21 protein-coding genes and 2 tRNA genes are annotated in these 18,072 nt (G+C 65.3%); 17 read left to right on the plus strand and 6 right to left on the minus strand.

Going from position 1 to position 18,072, the window contains the following annotated elements; all coding sequences use genetic code 11:
* The 4 genes from N0D28_RS01285 to N0D28_RS01300 all read left to right on the plus strand — a co-directional run bounded on the left by N0D28_RS01285 (position 1) and on the right by N0D28_RS01300 (position 3,554).
* Positions 1-519, plus strand: a complete 519-nt coding sequence (locus tag N0D28_RS01285; protein ID WP_260560612.1) for a PadR family transcriptional regulator — start codon at positions 1-3, stop codon at positions 517-519.
* Positions 520-585: 66 nt separating this feature from the next.
* A complete protein-coding gene (locus N0D28_RS01290) occupies positions 586-1,071 on the plus strand; it encodes an endonuclease/exonuclease/phosphatase family protein (protein ID WP_260560613.1) in 486 nt (161 codons plus the stop codon).
* Positions 1,072-1,124: 53 nt separating this feature from the next.
* Positions 1,125-2,693, plus strand: coding sequence for a bifunctional metallophosphatase/5'-nucleotidase (locus tag N0D28_RS01295; protein ID WP_260560614.1), 1,569 nt, complete (start codon positions 1,125-1,127; stop codon positions 2,691-2,693).
* A gap of 87 nt (positions 2,694-2,780) precedes the next feature.
* Positions 2,781-3,554: a PIG-L deacetylase family protein gene (locus N0D28_RS01300; RefSeq protein WP_260560615.1), complete on the plus strand. Its 774-nt coding sequence runs from the start codon at positions 2,781-2,783 to the stop codon at positions 3,552-3,554.
* A gap of 18 nt (positions 3,555-3,572) precedes the next feature.
* Here the strand turns inward: N0D28_RS01300 and argR are convergent, their stop codons facing one another.
* From argR to N0D28_RS01315, 3 genes are all read right to left on the minus strand, one after another.
* Positions 3,573-4,034, minus strand: a complete 462-nt coding sequence (argR, locus tag N0D28_RS01305) for an arginine repressor (RefSeq protein WP_260560616.1) — start codon at positions 4,032-4,034, stop codon at positions 3,573-3,575.
* 53 nt (positions 4,035-4,087) lie between these two features.
* Complete coding sequence (locus N0D28_RS01310) at positions 4,088-4,450, minus strand: cupin domain-containing protein (RefSeq protein ID WP_260560617.1); 363 nt, start codon at positions 4,448-4,450, stop codon at positions 4,088-4,090.
* Positions 4,451-4,569: 119 nt separating this feature from the next.
* Positions 4,570-4,654, minus strand: a tRNA-Leu gene (locus N0D28_RS01315).
* Between the two features lie 176 nt (positions 4,655-4,830).
* Here N0D28_RS01315 and N0D28_RS01320 point away from each other — a divergent pair.
* The 11 genes from N0D28_RS01320 (at position 4,831) to N0D28_RS01370 (ending at position 12,675) form a co-directional block, all read left to right on the plus strand.
* The gene (locus N0D28_RS01320) at positions 4,831-5,037 is read left to right on the plus strand and encodes a hypothetical protein (protein WP_260560618.1); all 207 of its coding nucleotides are present in this window, start codon (positions 4,831-4,833) and stop codon (positions 5,035-5,037) included.
* A 169-nt stretch (positions 5,038-5,206) separates the two neighbouring features.
* Positions 5,207-6,136 (plus strand): hydroxymethylbilane synthase, encoded by a 930-nt coding sequence (gene hemC / locus N0D28_RS01325; RefSeq protein ID WP_260560619.1) that lies wholly within the window; start codon positions 5,207-5,209, stop codon positions 6,134-6,136.
* 10 nt (positions 6,137-6,146) lie between these two features.
* On the plus strand, positions 6,147-6,464 hold the full coding sequence (gene xseB, locus N0D28_RS01330; protein ID WP_260560620.1) for an exodeoxyribonuclease VII small subunit: 318 nt from the start codon (positions 6,147-6,149) through the stop codon (positions 6,462-6,464).
* A gap of 170 nt (positions 6,465-6,634) precedes the next feature.
* Positions 6,635-6,937 (plus strand): 50S ribosomal protein L21, encoded by a 303-nt coding sequence (gene rplU / locus N0D28_RS01335; protein ID WP_260560621.1) that lies wholly within the window; start codon positions 6,635-6,637, stop codon positions 6,935-6,937.
* Positions 6,938-7,026: 89 nt separating this feature from the next.
* Entirely contained in the window at positions 7,027-7,302 is a 276-nt protein-coding gene (gene rpmA, locus N0D28_RS01340; RefSeq protein ID WP_260560622.1) for a 50S ribosomal protein L27, read from the plus strand.
* A 218-nt stretch (positions 7,303-7,520) separates the two neighbouring features.
* Positions 7,521-8,828, plus strand: coding sequence for a GTPase ObgE (obgE, locus tag N0D28_RS01345; RefSeq protein ID WP_260560623.1), 1,308 nt, complete (start codon positions 7,521-7,523; stop codon positions 8,826-8,828).
* Between the two features lie 82 nt (positions 8,829-8,910).
* Complete coding sequence (gene yqeK, locus N0D28_RS01350) at positions 8,911-9,504, plus strand: bis(5'-nucleosyl)-tetraphosphatase (symmetrical) YqeK (RefSeq protein WP_260560624.1); 594 nt, start codon at positions 8,911-8,913, stop codon at positions 9,502-9,504.
* Positions 9,501-10,862, plus strand: coding sequence for an LCP family protein (locus N0D28_RS01355; protein WP_260560625.1), 1,362 nt, complete (start codon positions 9,501-9,503; stop codon positions 10,860-10,862). Before yqeK ends, N0D28_RS01355 begins: the two co-directional genes overlap by 4 nt.
* 66 nt (positions 10,863-10,928) lie before the next feature.
* Positions 10,929-11,336, plus strand: coding sequence for a ribosome silencing factor (gene rsfS / locus N0D28_RS01360; protein WP_312846424.1), 408 nt, complete (start codon positions 10,929-10,931; stop codon positions 11,334-11,336).
* A gap of 91 nt (positions 11,337-11,427) precedes the next feature.
* Positions 11,428-11,501, plus strand: a tRNA-Gln gene (locus tag N0D28_RS01365).
* A 145-nt stretch (positions 11,502-11,646) separates the two neighbouring features.
* The gene (locus N0D28_RS01370; protein WP_260560626.1) at positions 11,647-12,675 is read left to right on the plus strand and encodes a DUF4384 domain-containing protein; all 1,029 of its coding nucleotides are present in this window, start codon (positions 11,647-11,649) and stop codon (positions 12,673-12,675) included.
* Between the two features lie 96 nt (positions 12,676-12,771).
* On the opposite strand, the gene N0D28_RS01375 is transcribed toward N0D28_RS01370, so the two are convergent.
* Positions 12,772-13,530, minus strand: a complete 759-nt coding sequence (locus N0D28_RS01375) for an ABC transporter substrate-binding protein (protein WP_260560627.1) — start codon at positions 13,528-13,530, stop codon at positions 12,772-12,774.
* A gap of 142 nt (positions 13,531-13,672) precedes the next feature.
* Positions 13,673-15,427, minus strand: coding sequence for a dynamin family protein (locus N0D28_RS01380; protein ID WP_260561951.1), 1,755 nt, complete (start codon positions 15,425-15,427; stop codon positions 13,673-13,675).
* A gap of 72 nt (positions 15,428-15,499) precedes the next feature.
* On the opposite strand from N0D28_RS01380, the gene N0D28_RS01385 reads away from it, so the two are divergent.
* Together N0D28_RS01385 and N0D28_RS01390 are read left to right on the plus strand one after the other, a co-directional pair.
* Positions 15,500-15,802 (plus strand): hypothetical protein, encoded by a 303-nt coding sequence (locus N0D28_RS01385; protein ID WP_260560628.1) that lies wholly within the window; start codon positions 15,500-15,502, stop codon positions 15,800-15,802.
* Positions 15,803-15,842: 40 nt separating this feature from the next.
* Positions 15,843-16,886, plus strand: coding sequence for an alpha/beta hydrolase (locus N0D28_RS01390; protein ID WP_260560629.1), 1,044 nt, complete (start codon positions 15,843-15,845; stop codon positions 16,884-16,886).
* Between the two features lie 22 nt (positions 16,887-16,908).
* On the opposite strand, the gene ahbA is transcribed toward N0D28_RS01390, so the two are convergent.
* Positions 16,909-17,994, minus strand: coding sequence for a siroheme decarboxylase subunit alpha (gene ahbA, locus N0D28_RS01395; RefSeq protein ID WP_260560630.1), 1,086 nt, complete (start codon positions 17,992-17,994; stop codon positions 16,909-16,911).
* Between the last annotated feature and the right edge of the window lie 78 nt (positions 17,995-18,072).

Consider the following 18,072-nt stretch of genomic DNA (forward strand, 5'->3'; position numbering starts at 1 on the left):
GTGAGTGATGCAAGTCCGGCGCTCGGCCCCTCGTCCTACATCGTGCTGGGCCTGCTCGGCCAGTGCGGCCCTGGCACGTCCTACGACCTCAAGCGCTGGGCCGATACCTCGGTGGGCAACTTCTGGACCTTTCCGCGCTCGCAGCTGTACGCCGAGCCGCAGCGCCTGGCCGCGCTGGGTCTGCTGGAAGAAACCCAAGAGGCGAGCGGGCGGCGCAGACGCACCTATCAGGTGACGGAGGCGGGCCGGGCGGCGCTGCAAGACTGGCTTTCGGAACCGGCGGGCTTTCCCGAACTGCGCGACCTGGGACTGCTCAAGCTCTTTTTTGCCGAGCAGGGCACGCCGCAGCAGGTGAGCGCACTCGCCGCCGAGCAGCTGGCCCTGCACCGCGCTCGGCTGGCCGAATACGAGCGCCAGTCCGTCTGCCTGCCGCCCACGCTCTCGGCCGCCCAGCCGCTCCAGATGGGGCTGCTCTACGAGCGCGCCAGCATCGCCTTCTGGACCGAACTGCTGGGCTGAACCCAGCCTGAACTGAACCCGGTCTCAGGATTCTCGTTCTCATTTCCGGCTGGCACAGTGGTCAGGGTGCGGCGTTTGAGCTGGAATTACCTTGCCGTGCTGCTGCTGGCCTGGCCCGCGCCGCTGCTCATGCTGACGGCACTGGACCAGTGGGCGGTCCGAAAAAATGGGCGGGCGATGCTCACGCTCAGCCGCTTTCCGGCCGTCGTGATATTCAGCCGGGTGCTCGACGGTCAGGTGCAAACCACCCGCCACAACCGCCATAACCAGCTTGAAATCCTGATGCGCGAGACCGCCGCCGTCCGGGGACCGCTGATCGTCGCCGGAGATTTCAAGACCCCGCCGCGCGGACAGCTCTACCGCGCCCCGACCTCCCAGTTTGACGACACCTGGGACGCCGCTGGGCAAGGGCTGGGCCACACCTTCGCCTCTGCCCAGCCCAACCTGTGCATCGACCACGTATTCGCACGTGGCCTGAACATCGTCAGCGCCGAGGTTCAGCTCCCCGGCGGCAACGGTCACCGGGCATTGATAGCGTGGCTGCATGAGTGAGCGGCCCAGCGGCTTATCTCCCATACATTTCATCTACCCGTTAGAATGCGGGCATGAGAAAAATCGCCCTGCTGTTGACCATGGCCCTGCTCGCCAGCGCCAGCGCCAAGCCGCTGACCGTCACCATTCTGCACACCGACGATCTGCACGGCCATGTGGACCCCACCAAGATCGGGGAAAATATGTACGGCGGCTATACCCGTCAGGCCACCCTGATCAAGCAGTACAGCCTATCGGACATGAACCCACTGATTCTGTCGGGCGGCGACACCTTCCAGGGCACGCTCTACTACAACCTCTACAAGGGGCTGGCCGACGTGCTGTTCATGAACCTGCAAGGCTATCAGGCAATGGCCGTGGGCAACCACGAGTTCGACGACGGCCCCCCGGCCCTGGCCGCCTTCGCCCAGAAAGCCAACTTCCCGCTGCTGTCGGCCAACCTCGACGTGAGCCAGGAGCCGCTGCTCAAGGACCTGATCAAGCCCTACGCGGTGCTGAGCGTGGACGGCGAGAAGGTCGGCGTGATCGGCGCAGTGACGCCCGATCTGCCGCTGATCTCCAGTCCCGGCGACAACGTCAAGATGCTGGACCTGATGACCAGTCTCAATGCCAGCGTCAAGGCGCTGGAGGCGCAGGGCATCAACAAGATCATCCTGACCTCGCACCTCGGCTACACGCTGGAGCAGGAAGTGGCGGCCAAAGTGCCGGGCATCGACGTGATCGTGGGCGGCCACAGCCACACCCTGCTCGGCACCTTCGACAACAAGGATTTCCCCAAGTCCGAAGGGCCCTACCCCACCGTCGTCCAGAATCCGGACGGCCACAAGACCCTGCTGCTGGCCGCCTGGGAATGGGGCAAGGTGCTCGGGCGCATCAAGGTGGACTTTGACGACATGGGCGCGGTGACGGCCTGGGAAGGCAACCCCATCCCGGTCACGATGGACATTGCCGAGGACCCCACCAGCCGCAAGATGCTCGACACCCTGACAGTACCGATTGCTGCTCTGCGCCGCCAGGTGATCGGGCAGACCAGCACCGGCCTGGGCGGCGCGCGCGAGGACGTCCGCAAGCGTGAGAACACCATGGGCAACGTGCTGGCCGACGCGGCGCTGATGGCTGGGCAGAAAGGTGGGGCCGTGATCGGGCTGGTCAACGGCGGCGGCGTGCGCGCCAGCATTGACCAGGGGCCGATCACCTACGAGGAAGCCATCACCGTGCAACCGTTCGGCAACACCCTGACCCTGCTCGACCTGACCGGCGCGGAACTCAAGACGGCGCTCGAATACGGCGTGGCGACCTGGGCCGAGAGCAAGGGCCAGTTTCTCAATGTCTCAAAGGGCCTGAGCTACACCTTCGACCTCGGCAAGCCTGCCGGACAGCGCCTGGTAACTGCCAGCCTGAACGGTCAGCCGCTGGACGACGCCGTAACCTACACGGTGGCAGTCAACACCTTCACGGCCAACGGCGGCGACGGCTTCGACGTGCTCAAGAACGCCCAGGGACGACGCCTCGACACCGGCCTGCTGGACATCGACTACCTGGTCGACTACCTCAAGGCCGTGCCCAATGTGGCGGCCCAGAATGAGGGCCGGATCGTCATTCTGAATGAGCCGAAACCGTGAATCGGCTGTAGCGCGTAAAGATATCGGCGGGCTGTTTCCCTGACGGAGACGGCCTGCCTTCTCCTTTTCGGGCGTATCCTGATTCCTATGCGAATCATGGCTGTCTTTGCCCACCCCGACGACGAAATAGGCTGCATCGGCACGCTGGCCAAGCACACTGCGCGCGGTGACGAGGTGATGCTGGTGTGGACCACCCTGGGCGAACTCGCCTCGCAGTTCGGCGACGCCTCGCACGAGGAGGTCACGCGCATCCGGCGCGAGCACGGGGCCTGGGTGGCCGATAAAATCGGCGCTCAGCACCACTTCTTCGATATGGGTGACAGCCGCATGACCGGGAGCCGTGCCGAGGGCTTGCAACTTGCCCGCCTGTACGCCCAGTTCCGGCCCAACGCCGTCATCACCTGGAGCGACGACCACCCGCACCCCGACCACCGCATGTCGGCCAAGATCGCCTACGACGCCATCACCCTGGCGCGCATTCCCAAAATTATCAATGAGCAGCGCACCAACGCGTCAGGCGAACCGCTGCCGCCGCCCGATCTGAGCGGCGATCCCGGCATGGACAGCGGCGAGGACGCTCCCCAGCAAGTAGGCAAGCTCGATCCCTGGCGCGAGCCGATTCGCTTTTACCAGTACTACGCGCCCGCCAGCCCCTACCCCGAAGTGTTCATCGACATGGAGGACAAGCTGGAGGTGGCAGCCGAGGTCATGACCTTCTACCATGACTTCTACAAATGGCCCTGGAACACTGAGCGCTTCCGCGAGGGCCGCGCCCGCACCGGGCAGCTCGGCGGCGTGAAGGCGGCGGAGCATTTCAACGTGCGGATGACCCATCTCAAAGCGCGGGACTATCTGGACTGAGGCGGGCTGGACTCACCTTCACCCCAGCATCAGCTCGTGAAACTCCTCCAGAATCGTCTCGCCTTCCTCGATGCTGCGGGCGACCACAAAGATAGTGTCCTCGCCCGCGATGGTGCCCACGATGTCGTCGCGGCGCAGCCTGTCGAGCAGCAGGGCCACCCCCGAAGCGTGGCCCTCGGCGGTGCGAATGACCAGCATATTCTCACCCCGGTCAATATCGTGGACGAAGTTCTGAAAGAGCCGGGCCAGCTCGCCTTCCAGATTCTCGTTGCCCCGGTACTGGGCCAGCGAGTAGCGGTGCTTGCCCTTGCCCATCGGCAGCCGCACCAGCCGCAACTCGTTGATGTCGCGGCTGACGGTGGCCTGCGTCACCTGCACACCGTCGGCCCGGAGCAGGGCCACCAGTTCGCCCTGGGTGGCGACATTCTCGCGGGCGATGATTTCCTGAATACGCTTCTGACGCTGGTCCTTGCTGAGCATATCCATTCAGTATAGCGCATAATTATGCAACTACGGTATTCTTCGGCGCGTTTTCAGCCCGCGTATTCCGCGTCGGTCACCTGGGTCAACCACTCGGTCTGCCCTTCCTGCAAGGCGATATGCGACATCACCGAGTCGGGCGCAGCCCCGTGCCAGTGCTCCTCACCCGCCTCGACCGTCACCACGTCCCCGGCCTGAAAGCTGAGGGCCGCCTCGCCGCGTTTTTGCACCAGACCGCTGCCGCTCAGAATCAGTAAGGTCTGGCCGTGCGGGTGGCGGTGCCAGGCGGTGCGCGCGCCGGGCGTGAAAGTGACGCGCATTGCGCCGGAGGTCAGCTCCTGCATCCAAACGGGGCCAGTGAAGCGGGAGTCGGGAGCAGAACGGGCGGGCAGGTTCGAGAGAGGAAAATGTTGCACGGTCCCAGAATACGCCGCTGACCGGGCACGGCGCGGCCTTCGCATGAACATTCGCCAGCAGCCCACACCGTCAACCAAAAAGATGGCCCCACACTTTCGTGGGGGCCATCTTTTTAGGGTGGTGCCGAGGAGGGGACTTGAACCCCTACGCCTTGCGGCGCTAGTCCCTGAAACTAGTGCGTCTACCAATTCCGCCACCTCGGCGTTTCAGGCTCAGTCAGCTTACAGGCGGCTTCCAGGCTTGTCAAGACGCAGCGCATCCCCGGCGTGAATCCCTCTTCACGCTCCCCTTGCTCGGCTGCCAAGGACGCGGCGTAGACTCTTCCTGACCACACCAGCGTTCTGATTCATTCCGGCTCATTCATTCAGGAGGCCTGACCATGACCGATCCCCCCGCTGCACCCGCCACCGAACCCACCAACGTGCCCGCCTCGCTGCCCGAACGGATGCCCGGCAGCGGCGGCGTTCCGATGTACGATCCGCCGACCAACCCCGACACCCCCGGCCTGCCGGAGCCGAACCCCAGCCCCAACACCGATCTGCCGGATATGCCCGGCATGCCCGACGGTATGCCTGCAATGATCTGAAGATCCGTCAGGCACCAGAAACACAGCGTCCCCGGCAGTTCAGCGGGGACGTTTCCATGTTGGACAGCCCGGTGCGGCGCGGTTCTATGTTCGCCGTAGAGTCGCCTGCGCCACAGTGATCGGCGCATTCCCAGCATGGCTGCCCAAAGACTGGCATAATGCTCAGGTTATGCGCTCTATCACTGTTGGTACGCGCGGCTCATCTTTGGCGCTCGCGCAGACCCGTTGGGTTGTGGCCCGCCTCAAGGAAGAATGGCCGGAAACCGAGTTTCGCATTCAGAGCATCGTCACCCAGGGCGACCGCAACCGGGGCAGCCTGGAACGCATGGCCGCTCAGGGGGACAAGGGCTTCTGGGTCAAGGAGATCGAGGAAGCCCTGCTGCAAAACCGCATCGACATCGCGGTGCACAGCCTCAAAGACCTGCCCACCGAGCAGCCCGAGGGCCTGGAAATCGCCAGCATCCCCAGACGGGTCGACGCCCGCGACGCCCTGGTGGGCAAGGAGGGCATGAAAAAGCTCGCCGAGCTGCCGCAGGGCGCACGGGTCGGCACCAGCAGCGTGCGGCGCAAGTCGTTTCTGAATGCCTTTCGGCCCGACTTGCAGGTGGTGCAGCTTCGCGGCAACGTCGATACCCGGCTGGCTGCGCTCTCGGGCGGCGAGTACGACGCCATCATCCTGGCAGCGGCGGGCCTGATCCGCACCGAGCTGCGTAACCGCATCGACGAGCTGATCGACCCGGCCATCCTGCTGCCCGCGCCGGGCCAGGGCGCGCTGGCGCTCGAAACCCGCAGCGACGATGACCTGGGCATCGAGGTGGCCTACGCCATCCACGACCGCGACACCGATGACCGCACCACCGCCGAGCGCGAGTTTCTGGCGGGTCTGGGAGCGGGCTGCCTGGCCCCGGTGGGCGCACTCGCCACCATCAAGAACGGGCTGCTGAGTCTGGAAGGCTGGGTGGGCGCGCTCGACGGCAGCACCATCATTCAGGCGCACACCCAGGGCGACCCCGCCGAGTGTGCCGATCTGGGCGCGGAACTGGCCCAGGACCTGCTCAAGCGCGGCGCACGCGAACTGGTGGACGCGGCGCGGCTGTGAGGCCGTTCCCGTGAGCGCCCGCAAGGCCCAGCCCGGCGCAGCCAGAACCCAGAGCTACCGCGCCGCCGCCGAGCAGCTCGCCCGGATCGCCGCCGAACTCGAAGCGGGCGAGACCGATCTCGACAAGGTGCTGCCGCTGCTGGCCGAGGCCCAGGCTGCCTACGCAATTTGCAAGGCGCGCATTGACGCCCTGCGGAGCGCACTTGATCAGGGTGATGGACTGACTTTGCCAATCAGCTTCACGCCGGAAGACCCAGCCGACGCTGACGAAGCCACTGAGAAAGACACGGACGCCACGAACGAAGACGACGACGATTTGTACTTCTGAAACCGCTTAGCCACTCATGCTTGAGGGCCGCTCCCCGGCGTGATACAATTTTGCGCTGATGCCCTGCCTTGAAGGTGGGGAGCTGCCCCGAAGCCTCCAGTACGTTCCGGTTCCCTGAATTCAGGGCCGGAAACAGCGGACAGGCCGGGGCCAACCCAAGGAGCACAACGATGTTTGCAATTATCCAAACCGGCGGCAAGCAGTACCGCGTAGAGGAAGGCGACGTGATCCGCGTCGAGAAGCTGAGCGGCGAAGCGGGCGACAAGATGGGGCTCACAGCCCTGATGGTGGGCGGCGAGCAGACCCTGTTCGGCGCAGACGCGGCCAAGTTCACCGTGAACGCTGAAGTGGTCGACCACGGCAAGCTCAAGAAGATCTACATCCGCAAGTACAAGAGTGGCGTGCAGTACCGCCGCCGCACGGGCCACCGCCAGCAGTTCACGGCCCTCAAGATCACCGGCATTCAGGGCTAAGGCCCGCGCCGCGAACATCGGATGAAGTGAGGGTCTTCCTCACCCATGCACCAGAAACTCAACATTTTCACTCCCGGAAGGTAACCAACATGGCTCACAAGAAAGGCGTAGGCTCGTCCAAGAACGGACGCGACAGCAATCCCAAGTACCTCGGCGTCAAGAAGTTCGGCGGCGAGAAGGTGCTGGCCGGAAACATCCTGGTCCGTCAGCGCGGCACCAAGTTCCATGCGGGCGTCGGCGTCGGCATGGGCCGCGACCACACCCTGTTCGCGCTGGTTCACGGCGAAGTGGTGTTTGCCAACAAGGGCAACAAGGGCCGCTTCATCAGTGTGCAGGCCGCCCCGACCCAACTGGCCGCCGACTGAAGGAATGGTTGCAGGCTGAGTTTTTCGCTACAGTCCACGCGGCTTGAAAAGGCCGGGCCACGCGCTCGGCCTTTTTCGGCTTGCCGGGGGAGCAGGTGGGCGCTGAGCGTGTCCAATGTCCTGCGCCCGTGTCTTTTCCCGCGTCCAGGTTGAACTTGAGTTTGAGTTGAATTTGAACCGCGTTCACTGCTCAGCGCCCACAGCTTCACGGAGTCATTATGGCCTTCAGAGACGTACTTGAAATCGAAGTCATCGGCGGGAACGGCGGCGACGGCTCCATGAGCTTTCACCGCGCCAAATACATGGAAAAGGGCGGTCCCGACGGCGGACACGGCGGCAAGGGCGGCAGTGTATACCTGCGGGCCGTCGAGGGCGTCGAGAGCCTGGAGCGGCTCCTGGGCCGCCGCAAGTTCAAGGCGGGCACCGGCAACGGCGGCGAGGGCCGCCTGCGTAACGGGGCCGACGCCGAGGACATCATCATCGACGTGCCGGTGGGCACCACCGCCTTCGACGCCGAGACCGGCAAAGTGGTGGCCGACCTGATCCGGCCGGGGCAGCTCAAGGTGGTTGGCCGGGGCGGCGCGGGCGGGCGCGGCAACAGCGTCTTCGCCTCCAGCACCCGTCAGGCACCGCGCTTCTCCGAGATCGGGGTGCGCGGCCAGAAGCGCAAGCTGCGCTTGGAGTTGCGCCTGATCGCCGACGTGGGGTTGGTGGGCTATCCCAATGCGGGCAAATCCAGCTTGCTGGCGGCCCTGTCCAACGCCAACCCGATGATCGCGGCCTACCCGTTTACCACCCTCTCTCCCATTCTGGGCGTCGTCAGCGACGATACCGGCGACGAGCGCTTCACGCTGGCCGACATTCCCGGCATCATCGAGGGGGCCAGCGAGGGACGCGGGCTGGGCCTGGAATTTCTGCGCCACATCAGCCGCACCCGCGTGCTGATCTACGTGCTGGACGTGGCAGTCGACCCGGTGCGGGAACTCGAATCGCTGCAAGGCGAGCTGCGCAGTTACGACCCGAGCCTGCTGGAAAGCGTGTCGCTGATTGCCCTCAACAAAGTCGACACGGTGGACGAGGACGTGGCCGTGATGGTGGAAGACGAGCTGGTCCGCTTCGGCCTGCCGGTCCTGCGGATCAGCGCCGCCGAGCGCACCGGCCTCGACGAGCTGAGGCGCGCGCTCTTCGAGCTGCTGCCTGCCCGCGAACTGTGGGCGCAGACCCACGCACTGGAGGAGGAGAGTGACGCGGTGGTGGTGCCGCCGCTCGAACTCGAACTGCGCGAGGAGGCCGACAAGGACGGCCAGATCGAGCGCATCTGGGTGGTGGCTGGTGGGGGCTTCGAGGAAAAGATCGCGCGCTTTGCCCGCCACCTCGAAGACGCCGCCGAGTACCTCTCGGGGGTGTTCAAGCGCCAGGGCCTGTACAACGCCCTGCGGCGGGTCGGCGCGCGTCAAGGCGACAGCGTCGACATTGGCGGGATGCGTTTCGAGTATTTTGATGAAGATGACGACACCCGCCGCTGAATCTTTACCGGCTTTTCAGGTGCTCACAGCCTTCCCGGCGCTATACTCGGCGCATGCGGCACTGGCCCCTCCAGCTTTTGTCATGATTCAGACACGCCACGCGTTTCCGCCGCTCGGTCAGGTCGCCGAGTGGGAGGCGCGTGTCCGCTTAATGGTCAAGACCCGGCGCTTTGACCATGTGGTGCGGGTGGCCACGCTGGCCCGCGAGATTGCCGTTGCCAACCGGCTCGACGCGGACCGGGCTTATCTGGCCGGCATCTTGCATGACATCGCCCGCGATCTGCCGGACCGCGAACTTTTGCGGCTGGCCCCGCCGGAAGTGCCGATTGACGCCGCACACCCGCTGGCACTGCATGGCCGGGCCGCCCGCACCCTGCTGGAGCGCTGGGGCTATCTCGACCCGGTGGTGCTGCAAGCCGTCGAGGACCACACCACCGGCCCCCGCAGCGGCTGTCCGGTGGCGGCCTGCGTCTACGTGGCCGACGTGTCGGAACCGGGCCGGGGCGTCAACCAGAACATCCGCGAACTGGCGATGGTGGACTTGGAGGGAGCGCTGGCGCTGGCCATCAGTTCCAAGGTCCACTACCTCCAGGCACGCGGCATCCCGGTGCACCCGCGCACGCTGGACGCTTACCGGGGCCTGCAAGCGCGCGGCGCACTGCCCGGCCCGGCGTGAGCAGGCCGCCGGAGGGAAGATTGCCAGGCAAGAAGTTGCCGGACAGCAGTCTATCCGAGAGAAGTGAAGCGGGTCGCCGCCAGGCCAGGTGGATCAGGCCGCTGCAACTCGCCGCGCTCACCCTGGCGGGCCTCTGCGGCGGCGGTTACTACGCCCTGAGCGCCAGCGGCCAGGGCAGCGGCGCGGTGGTTCTCAGCGGCAGCCTGCCCAATTTCACGCTGCTGCTGGCGGGCCGCGACGTGATCTACTGCTACTATCACCAGCCCTGCAAGGACCAGAACCAGCGCAAGGGCGTGATCCAGACCTCCAACACCGACACTTTGATGCTGGTCAAGGTGCGCGGCAGGCGCGTCAGCGTGCTCTCGATTCCGCGTGACACCAACGTGGGCGAGTTCGACCCGCGCAAGTCGGCGGCAGATCAGAAAGTCAACGCCAAGTACTGGGACGGCGGCCCGCAGGCGCTGGTCAGTGCGGTGGAAACCATCACCGGCGAGCGGGTCGACAATTACCTGATCGTCCGCACCGAGGAGGCGGCGCGGGTCATCGAGGCGCTCGGTGGGCTGGACGTGAACGTGCCGAAGGGCGGCATCGAGTGGATCGACAAGGCCGCCGATGTCAACCTCAAGCTCTCGGCGGGACCGCACCACCTGGACGGGCAGGAGGGCGTGTGGTACCTGCGCGTCCGCAAGGGCTTCGGCGACGATTATGGCCGGATCGACCACCAGAAGCAGGCGCTCAGCCAGCTTGCCAGCAAACTGACCACCGCGCGCGGCCTCTCGGCCCTGCCCACCATTCTCAGCGTGATGGGCGGGGTGGAGACCAACCTCGACCCTGGCCTGCTCCAGAGTGTGCAGCCGGTGCTCTCGCAGTTCAAGCTGAGCTTCGCCACGCTGCCCACCAACACCATCCCGCACAGCTTCAACCTGGCCGTCGACCGCCAGAAGCTGGCCCAGGTCTGGGGCGACGCCCTGAGCAGTGCTCCTTCAGGCGGCGGCCCCACCAGCCAGGACAAGGCCAACCTCAACAAAGCCGGCCAGGTCACGGTGCTGCTTGAAGACGCCAGCGGCGCGCAGCTTGGCCCGGCGATGGTCAGGGCACTGAATGAGTCGGGCTACCCGAAGGTGCAGCTCAGCACCCTGCCCCGCAGTAATGAACAGAGCCAGGTGTTTACCCAGACCGATGTGGAAGTGGCCCAGCAACTCGCCGACCAGCTCAATTTGCCCCGCTTGCAGGGCGAGCGCTTCGCAGTGCAGCCGGGCCAGATCGGGGTGCTGCTCGGCAGCGACGCCCGGCAGCTCTTCGCCGCCCTGAACCGCTTCGCGCCCCACCCACCTGTAACCCAGCCGCCCGTGAACTGATGCAGCTGATCTTCCCCTCTCCGGGCACTCCCCGATGGCCCGCCCTCATTTATTCGGAGTTTTGATATGACCAGACCCAGTACCCCCTCCAATCTCAGCCCCAACACCAACCTCAGCCACGACCCGGTCCTGGCCCAGTTACGTGCCATCGTGGACGCGGCCCGCGAGCGCCGCGCCGAGGACGTCGTCGTGCTCGACCTCACCGAGGTCAGCAGCACCCTCGAATACTTCGTTATCTGCACCGCCACGGCGGGCTTGCAGCTCAACGCCATCCGCGAGAACATCCGCGAGAAGGCGATGGCCGCCGGGCTGGGCCGCCCCACTGTCGAAGGCCCCTCGGACCGCTGGCTGCTGCTGGCGTTCGGGGCCAGCATCGTGGTGCACATCATGACCAAGGACGCCCGCGAGTATTACGACCTCGAAGGGCTATGGAGCGACGCCACGCCGCTGAGCTTTCCCGAAGACGCCGCCTGACCACCGCTGTGCCGGGGCGCAGGCCACGCTCAAGCGTGCTTGACCGCTTCCCGGCGGCCCGGTATACTTCCCCCCGTTCGTGACCTCGCGGTGGGGCATCGTCCAATGGCAGGACATCGCTCTTTGGAAGCGACGATCATGGTTCGAATCCATGTGCCCCAGCCACCGCACGCGCCGAGTCTCACTCTCGGCGCGTGTTTTTTTGGTCCGCTCACCCTGACGAAAGACTGAACCTGAATAAAGGCTTTCTCCTGCCCCACTCATGGGGCGTCACCTTTTGCAGTTTAAGCTTCTTTTCAGGAGGCACCACATGAATAAGTTACTCGTATTGCCCGCTGCCCTGCTGCTCAGCAGCGCCATGGCGGCCCCCAAGATCAGTGCCCAGAGCATCATCGTCAACCCCGTTCAGCCGGACCTCAGCGTCTCGGTGTGGACTGACAAGAACCCTGACGGCACCCAGATTCCCAACTACAAAATCGACGAGAAGATCACCCTGAATGTACGCGCCAGCCAGGACGCCTACGTCTACCTCTTCAACGTGGACGGCACCGGCAAGGTCGATCAACTCCTGCCCAACCGCTTTGCCAGCGGCGCAAACTTCGTCAAGGCCAACACCGTCAAGACCTTCCCGGCTCCGGGCGACCAGTTCACCTTCGACATCGCCGGTCCCGAGGGCCTCAACAAGGTGCTGGTGCTGGCCAGCCAGACCCAGCTCGACCTCGGCGACCTCAGCAAGTTTTCCACCCAGCAAGACCAGCTCGCCACCGTCAATGCCAAGGGCCAGCAGCAGCTCGCCCAGGCGCTGAGCATCGTGGTCAGCCCGATTCCGCAAAATAGCTGGGTCAGCGACACAGCCTTCTACAACGTCGTCTCCAAGCAGGTCGCCCAGACCGGCAACATCTTCGTCGGCACCAATGTCCCCGGCGCGGTGGTGTACCTCAAAGGCCAGCGCCTCGGCGACGCCAACCAGACCTTCAGCGCCATTCGCCCCGGCAGCTACCCGCTGCGGATCACCGCGCCCGGCTACCGCGACTACGCGACCACCATCACGGTGCGCGCCAACGCCACCACCAACGTCAACGTGGAATTCAACACTGTGGTGACGCCCGCCCCTGCACCGGTCAGCAACACCGCCCCGGTGAGCATCCGCAGCAGCGTCGCGGGCGCGCTGATCTTCGTGGACGGACGCCAGGTCGGCACCATCCAGAACGGCGGCCTCGACCTGAACCTGACGCGCGGCGGCCACGAGATCGTGCTGATTGCCCCCGGTTACAACACCTTCGTCAACACCTACAACGTGTCGCAGGGCGGCACCATCACTATCAACCCCAAGCGCTAACGTCTCAGCGCACTTGACCTCGAAAGCCCCGGCCCCGTGCTGGGGCTTTTTTGGCTGTCAGCTGTGATTGGACCGGATCAATCGGCAGCGGGCCAATCAGCAGCGCACGTCCTGGCCGAAATAGCTCTGCGAGAGCCTGGCATACTGGCCGTCTTTCAGCAGGGTCGAGAGTGCGCCGTTGAGTGCCTGGCGCAGCCCCACGTTGCCTTTCTGCACCGCCATACCGATGCGCTCGCGCCACAGCAAGTCGCCCATCACCAGCTTGGCCTTGTTATAGGTTTTCAGCGCCGCCAGAGCGGCGAACTTATCAGTCACTACGGCACTGACCTTGCCGGTAGCGACCGCTTGAATAGCTTCATCTGAGTTGCCGTAGACCGTGAGCTGCTTGTCGAACGGCAGTTTCTGGATATAACCCATGTAGGTGCTGCCCGACTCGGCCCCCAGCACCCGGCCTGCCATCGCCTTGCTGGTGAGCGGACCGCCTGGCTGGGCCAGCGCCACCCCGCCAGTGCAGTAATGCGGCTGGGTAAAGTCCACGACTTTGGCGCGGGTCGAGGTGATGGCGTGCGAAGCGATGACCACGTCGTACTCGTTTTTGCTGAAGTCGCTCAGCAGCGAATCGAAATCGTCTTTGACCCATACCACCTTGAGGCCGAGCTGCTTGCCAATCAGGTCACCGAGGTCGACCTCGAAGCCCGCGAACTGACCGTCCTTGAGGAAATTGAACGGCTCGAAGTCGGCACTGGTGGCCAGCCGCAGCACACCACTGGCACGAATCTCATCGAGGCTGCGGGCCTGAGCGGCGGACGCCAATAGCGGCAGCGCAACGAGTAAAGCAAAACACAGACGCTTCAAGGTAAGCCCTCCTCTGCGCCGCGCCCGGGAAACATGCCCGGACCAGCGAGGTGTCAGCACGCTAGCGGCCCAGAACTGACGCCCCTGTCACAGGCCGAAAATCAGCAGTGCTGTTGTCGCCTGCTTCCCAGGACAGCGCCCCTCAGCTCAACTGCTCTACCTCGCTCCTGAGCTGCTCAAGACGCTGTATCAGCTCGCCGCCGCGCTGCTCGGCCTGGGCCAGCCGGGTCTGCTGCTGCTCCAGAAAGCGGGTAAACGGCAGGGCCGCGTCGTTCAGGCGGGCGTCGGCACGTTCCTGCTCGCGCAGGTATTCGCGGCGCAGGGTGGCGTCCAGGCTTTCACGCAGGGCCGAGAGGCGGGCGCGCAATTGCCTCAGCGCAGCGAGGCGCTTTTGCGGCAGCACGAACAGCCCCAGGCTGCCCACCGTCAGAAAGGCCAGGATGCCGGTGAAGTCGGCCAGCGCGCCGCCCAGAATCAGCGCCGTGGCGGTGCCGACGGCTACCCCGCCCGCTCCGAAGCCAATCACGCCCTTCATGGCGTCCTCGGCGTCCTGGGTGAGCTGGCGCGTGAGCTGCTGCTGGGTGCTCTCGGCCAGGTGGCGCTGGGCCGTGCCGGAGAGGTTCTCGACCAGCGCGGCGCGGTCATACGAGAAGCGGGGCCGCGCCGTGCTGACCCCGTCCTGGCGGTCAGCTTCGCCCTGGCGGCTGGCCGGATCGCGGTTGATGAGGTCGGCCTGCACGTCCTCCCAGAAATGCAGATTGCTCTCCACGAAACGGTCGATCATCTGGCCGAACTGCTTTTCAATGGCTTCCGGCAAGTCGGCCACCGCGTCGCGCCGGAAGGCGGCCTCCAGGTCGCGGGCGTTGACGAGCTGGCGGATATTGCCGATTCGCAGGGCGCGGTCAATGAACTTATCGGCCCGCACCTCGAATTCGCCGAGCAGGCGGTTCATGCGGCCAAGCTGACTCCCAAGTTCGGCCTGCATAACGCCCTGGTGGCGCTCACGCTGCTGCTCCAGGCGGCTCAGGGCGGCCAGATCGGTTTTGAGGGCCAGCCTGGCCCCAGCCGCGCGTGTCTGCTGGGCGGCCAGCAGCGTGGCGGCGGCGGCCAGCGGCGAGGCCAGCTTGAGCCGGGTGCGCTCGGTTTCGGAGAGACGCGATCTGAGCACTTCCCGTAGGGCCGCGAACCCCGCGTCACCGCCGCGCTGCTCCCTCCTGGCCGACACCAGGTAAACCGGCGGCGTCAGACCCAGCGTGGCCCGCGCGCCGCCCTCGACAAACGCCCGTACCTGCTCTGCGGCCTGCGGTGTTTCGAGCAGATCGGCCTTGTTGACCACCATGATGACGCTGCGGCCCCAGCGCTTGACCAGGTCCAGAAACTGCCGCTCGGACTCGGTGAAGGGCCGATCGGCGCTGGTCAGGAACAGCACCAAGTCGGCGCGCGGCAAGAAGCCCTCGGTCAGCGTCTGGTGCTGGCGGATGATGGCGTTGGTACCGGGGGTATCGACCAGCGCCACGCCCTCCAGCACGCTCAGCGGCACCCGGATGCGGCTGACAAAGGGATCGTCGGTGGCTTCCATCCGGCTTTGAATGCCTTCCGTCTGAACGCCACCTTGCTGAATCACACCGTGTTGAATCACATAGATGCGGTCGGTGGTGGGCGTCACACCCTCGGGCAGCACCGCCGTACCCAGCAGCGCGTTGATGAAGCTGCTCTTGCCGGAATTGAACTCGCCCACCACCACCAGCAAAAACGCTTCGTCCAGGTTGCGGGCACTCTGGCGGGCCTGCTCGACCTCGCGCTGGGGAGCCTCCTGCGTCTCCAGAAACGCCTGGAGGTCGGCCAGCAGGGTACGCTCGCGCGTCAGGAGAATCTGGACCTGGGCATTGACCAGCAGCGTCATGGGTCCAGTCTAGCGGGAGTTTGCAGGAGACCTCTTTCGGGCGGCGGGTTTGCTAGCCTGCACGCTATGAGTGACTCCCCGAGCCAAGCTCCGGAGCAGGAAGTGCTGGGCATTCAGTTCACGCTGCCAGACATGGACGGCCTGACCTTTACCCGCGTGCTGCGCGACATCATGCAGGACCAGGCGTTCGCCGTGCCGCTGCAAGTGCGGGCGCTGGAGCCTCGCCCCGGCGTGGACGGTCAGCTCACGCTGGCCTTCTTGCCGCCGGACCGTGAGCGGGCCAGCAAAGCGGTGCAGCGCCTCAAGACCATTCTGCTGCGCTACGGCGCACAGGTCGATCACATCCGGATGCCGGGCGAGGCGCAGTAAGTCCCGGCCAACGCGCCGCCTCTGCTCTAAACTCCAGGGTATGGCCGTTTCCGTTGCAGGCACCCGGGTCACCTTCACCCCGCCCACAGGCGCAACCGCGCTGCTGGGCGATTTCACCGACTGGATCAAACAAGCGCCACTGCCGGTCATCGGCGGCCAGCCCATGACGCTGACGCTGCCGCGCGGGGCGTGGGTAGAGTACGCCTGGCTGGGCGAGGACGGTCAACCCTTTGCCGACCCCGACAACCCGCAGAGGTCGCTCAATCCCTGGTGGAATTATCCTCGCGCCGCCGAGGTGGGCGAGTATCCGCGCCACTGGCTGTGGCAGGGAGACGCGCCCGCTAGCCCCTCGCAGCGCGGCGAGGCGCACCGGCTGGCCTGGGACGGCGAGGTGTTTCCCGGCAAGCGCCGAGGCTATGTCTACACCCCGCCGAATTACGACTTGGCCCAGACCTACCCGGTGTACTACGTGCAGGACGGCGTGGCCTTTTACCGCACCGGCAGGCTGGGTGAACTGCTCGACCGGGCGCTGGCGCATAACCTGATCGACCCGGCGGTGCTGGTCTTCGTGGAGCCGCTGGACCGCAACGCCGAGTACTACCTCAACGACCGCTACTTCGACTTTCTGCTTCAGGAAGTGCTGCCGCAGGTCGAGGTCCGCTTCCCGGTCAGCCGCGAGGCCGGGGGGCGCGGGCTGTGGGGCGCGTCGCTGGGCGGCCTGATCAGCCTCTCCACCGCCTGGCAGCATCCCGACGTGTTCGGACGGGTGGTCAGCCACAGCGGGGCCTTCATCGCCTCGCCGCAGGGCAGGCACGGCCCGCAGATCGACACCACCACGGCAGGCGAGTGGCTACGCGAGCAGCTCCAGCTCAGGCCACCCACGACCCTCAAGATCAGTTTGGACACCGGCACCCTGGAATGGCTGCTTTCTCCCAACCGCCGGATGGCCGCCGCGCTGCAAGACCTCGGCGTGCCCCACCAATACCGAGAGTACCCCAGCGGCCACAACTGGGTCACCTGGCAAAACGCCCTGCCCGAAGCACTGCTGTACATGCAGGAGCGCCAGGGCGGGACAAAGTTTTAAGAACCGGTCAGGACTGGGCCAATCAAAGTTGGGCTGCCGTCTGAGGCGTCAGGTGCTGCGCCTGCTCCCACGCGTAGAACTCCGGCTTGTAGAACTCCAGACGGACCTTCTTGTACTCCCTGGTCGAATACAGGATGTCGTATTCGAAGGGGGCCACCTCGTCGTTGATGGCCTGAATTTTACCGAACGCCTCCTCCTTGCTGCGGCCATGCACCATCGTGAAAATGGTGTAGGGCCACTCGGGGTAGGTGGGGCGCAGGTAGCAGTGCGAGACGGCCTTGAAGCTGGCCATCGCCTGTCCGATCTCGGCCACCTGATCCTGCGGCACAGCCCACACGCCCATCGCGTTGAAGGTAAAGCCCGCCGACTGATGCTTGAACACCGCGCTGACCCGCCGCAGCGCCCCCGCCGCCTTCATCTTCTCGGCGTGGGCGGCCACCTCGGCAATGGTCATGCCCAGCGCCGCACAGGCCGCCGCGTAAGGTTCCTCGGTGATCGGCAGGTCTTTCTGGAATTCCACCACAAAGCGCTTGTCGGTGTCGGTCACGACGTAGCCGATGTTGCGCTGGGCGCTGGTGTACTGGGGCTTACTCTTGGCGTTCCAGGCTTCCCTGCCGGTCATGTCGAATTCCACGCCGATCTTGTAGAGGTGCAGCGTGGGCATCAAGCGGGTCAGCTTCGCGCCCGACAGCTCGTGGAGGCGCTGCACGTGGGCTTCCAGGTCGCTCTCCGGCGGCACGGCGATGGTGTACCACAGGTTGAAATCGTGATTGCGCCGGTAGTTGTGGCTGACACCGGGGTGCTGGCTGACGATCTCGGCCCCCGCATCGAGTTGCTCGGCGTCGTGAACGGCAGCCACCAGGCTCGACTGGTAGCCCAGCGTGCGGGTGTCGAAAATGGCGCTGACTTGACGCAGCACCCCCTCGACCTTGACCTCGCGCAGAATACTGAGCGCTTCCTGCTCGCTCAGCCCGACCTCCTGCGCCAGCACGGCGTAGGGACGCTGCACGATGGGGATGTCTTTCTGGATGCGGTTGAGCAGCAGTTCACGCGCCGAGGGGGCGGCAGGCTGGTTGCCCTGCGCCGGGGTCAGATTGGTGGCGGTCATGTCCCCAGGCTAGCACCGCCGAGGCCAGTAAAACGTCCTGCCAGACCCTGTTTTCGCTGCCTCGCCTTGACTGACCGT

The sequence above is a fragment of the Deinococcus rubellus genome (assembly GCF_025244745.1).
GTDB classification, from domain to species: Bacteria; Deinococcota; Deinococci; order Deinococcales; family Deinococcaceae; genus Deinococcus; species Deinococcus rubellus.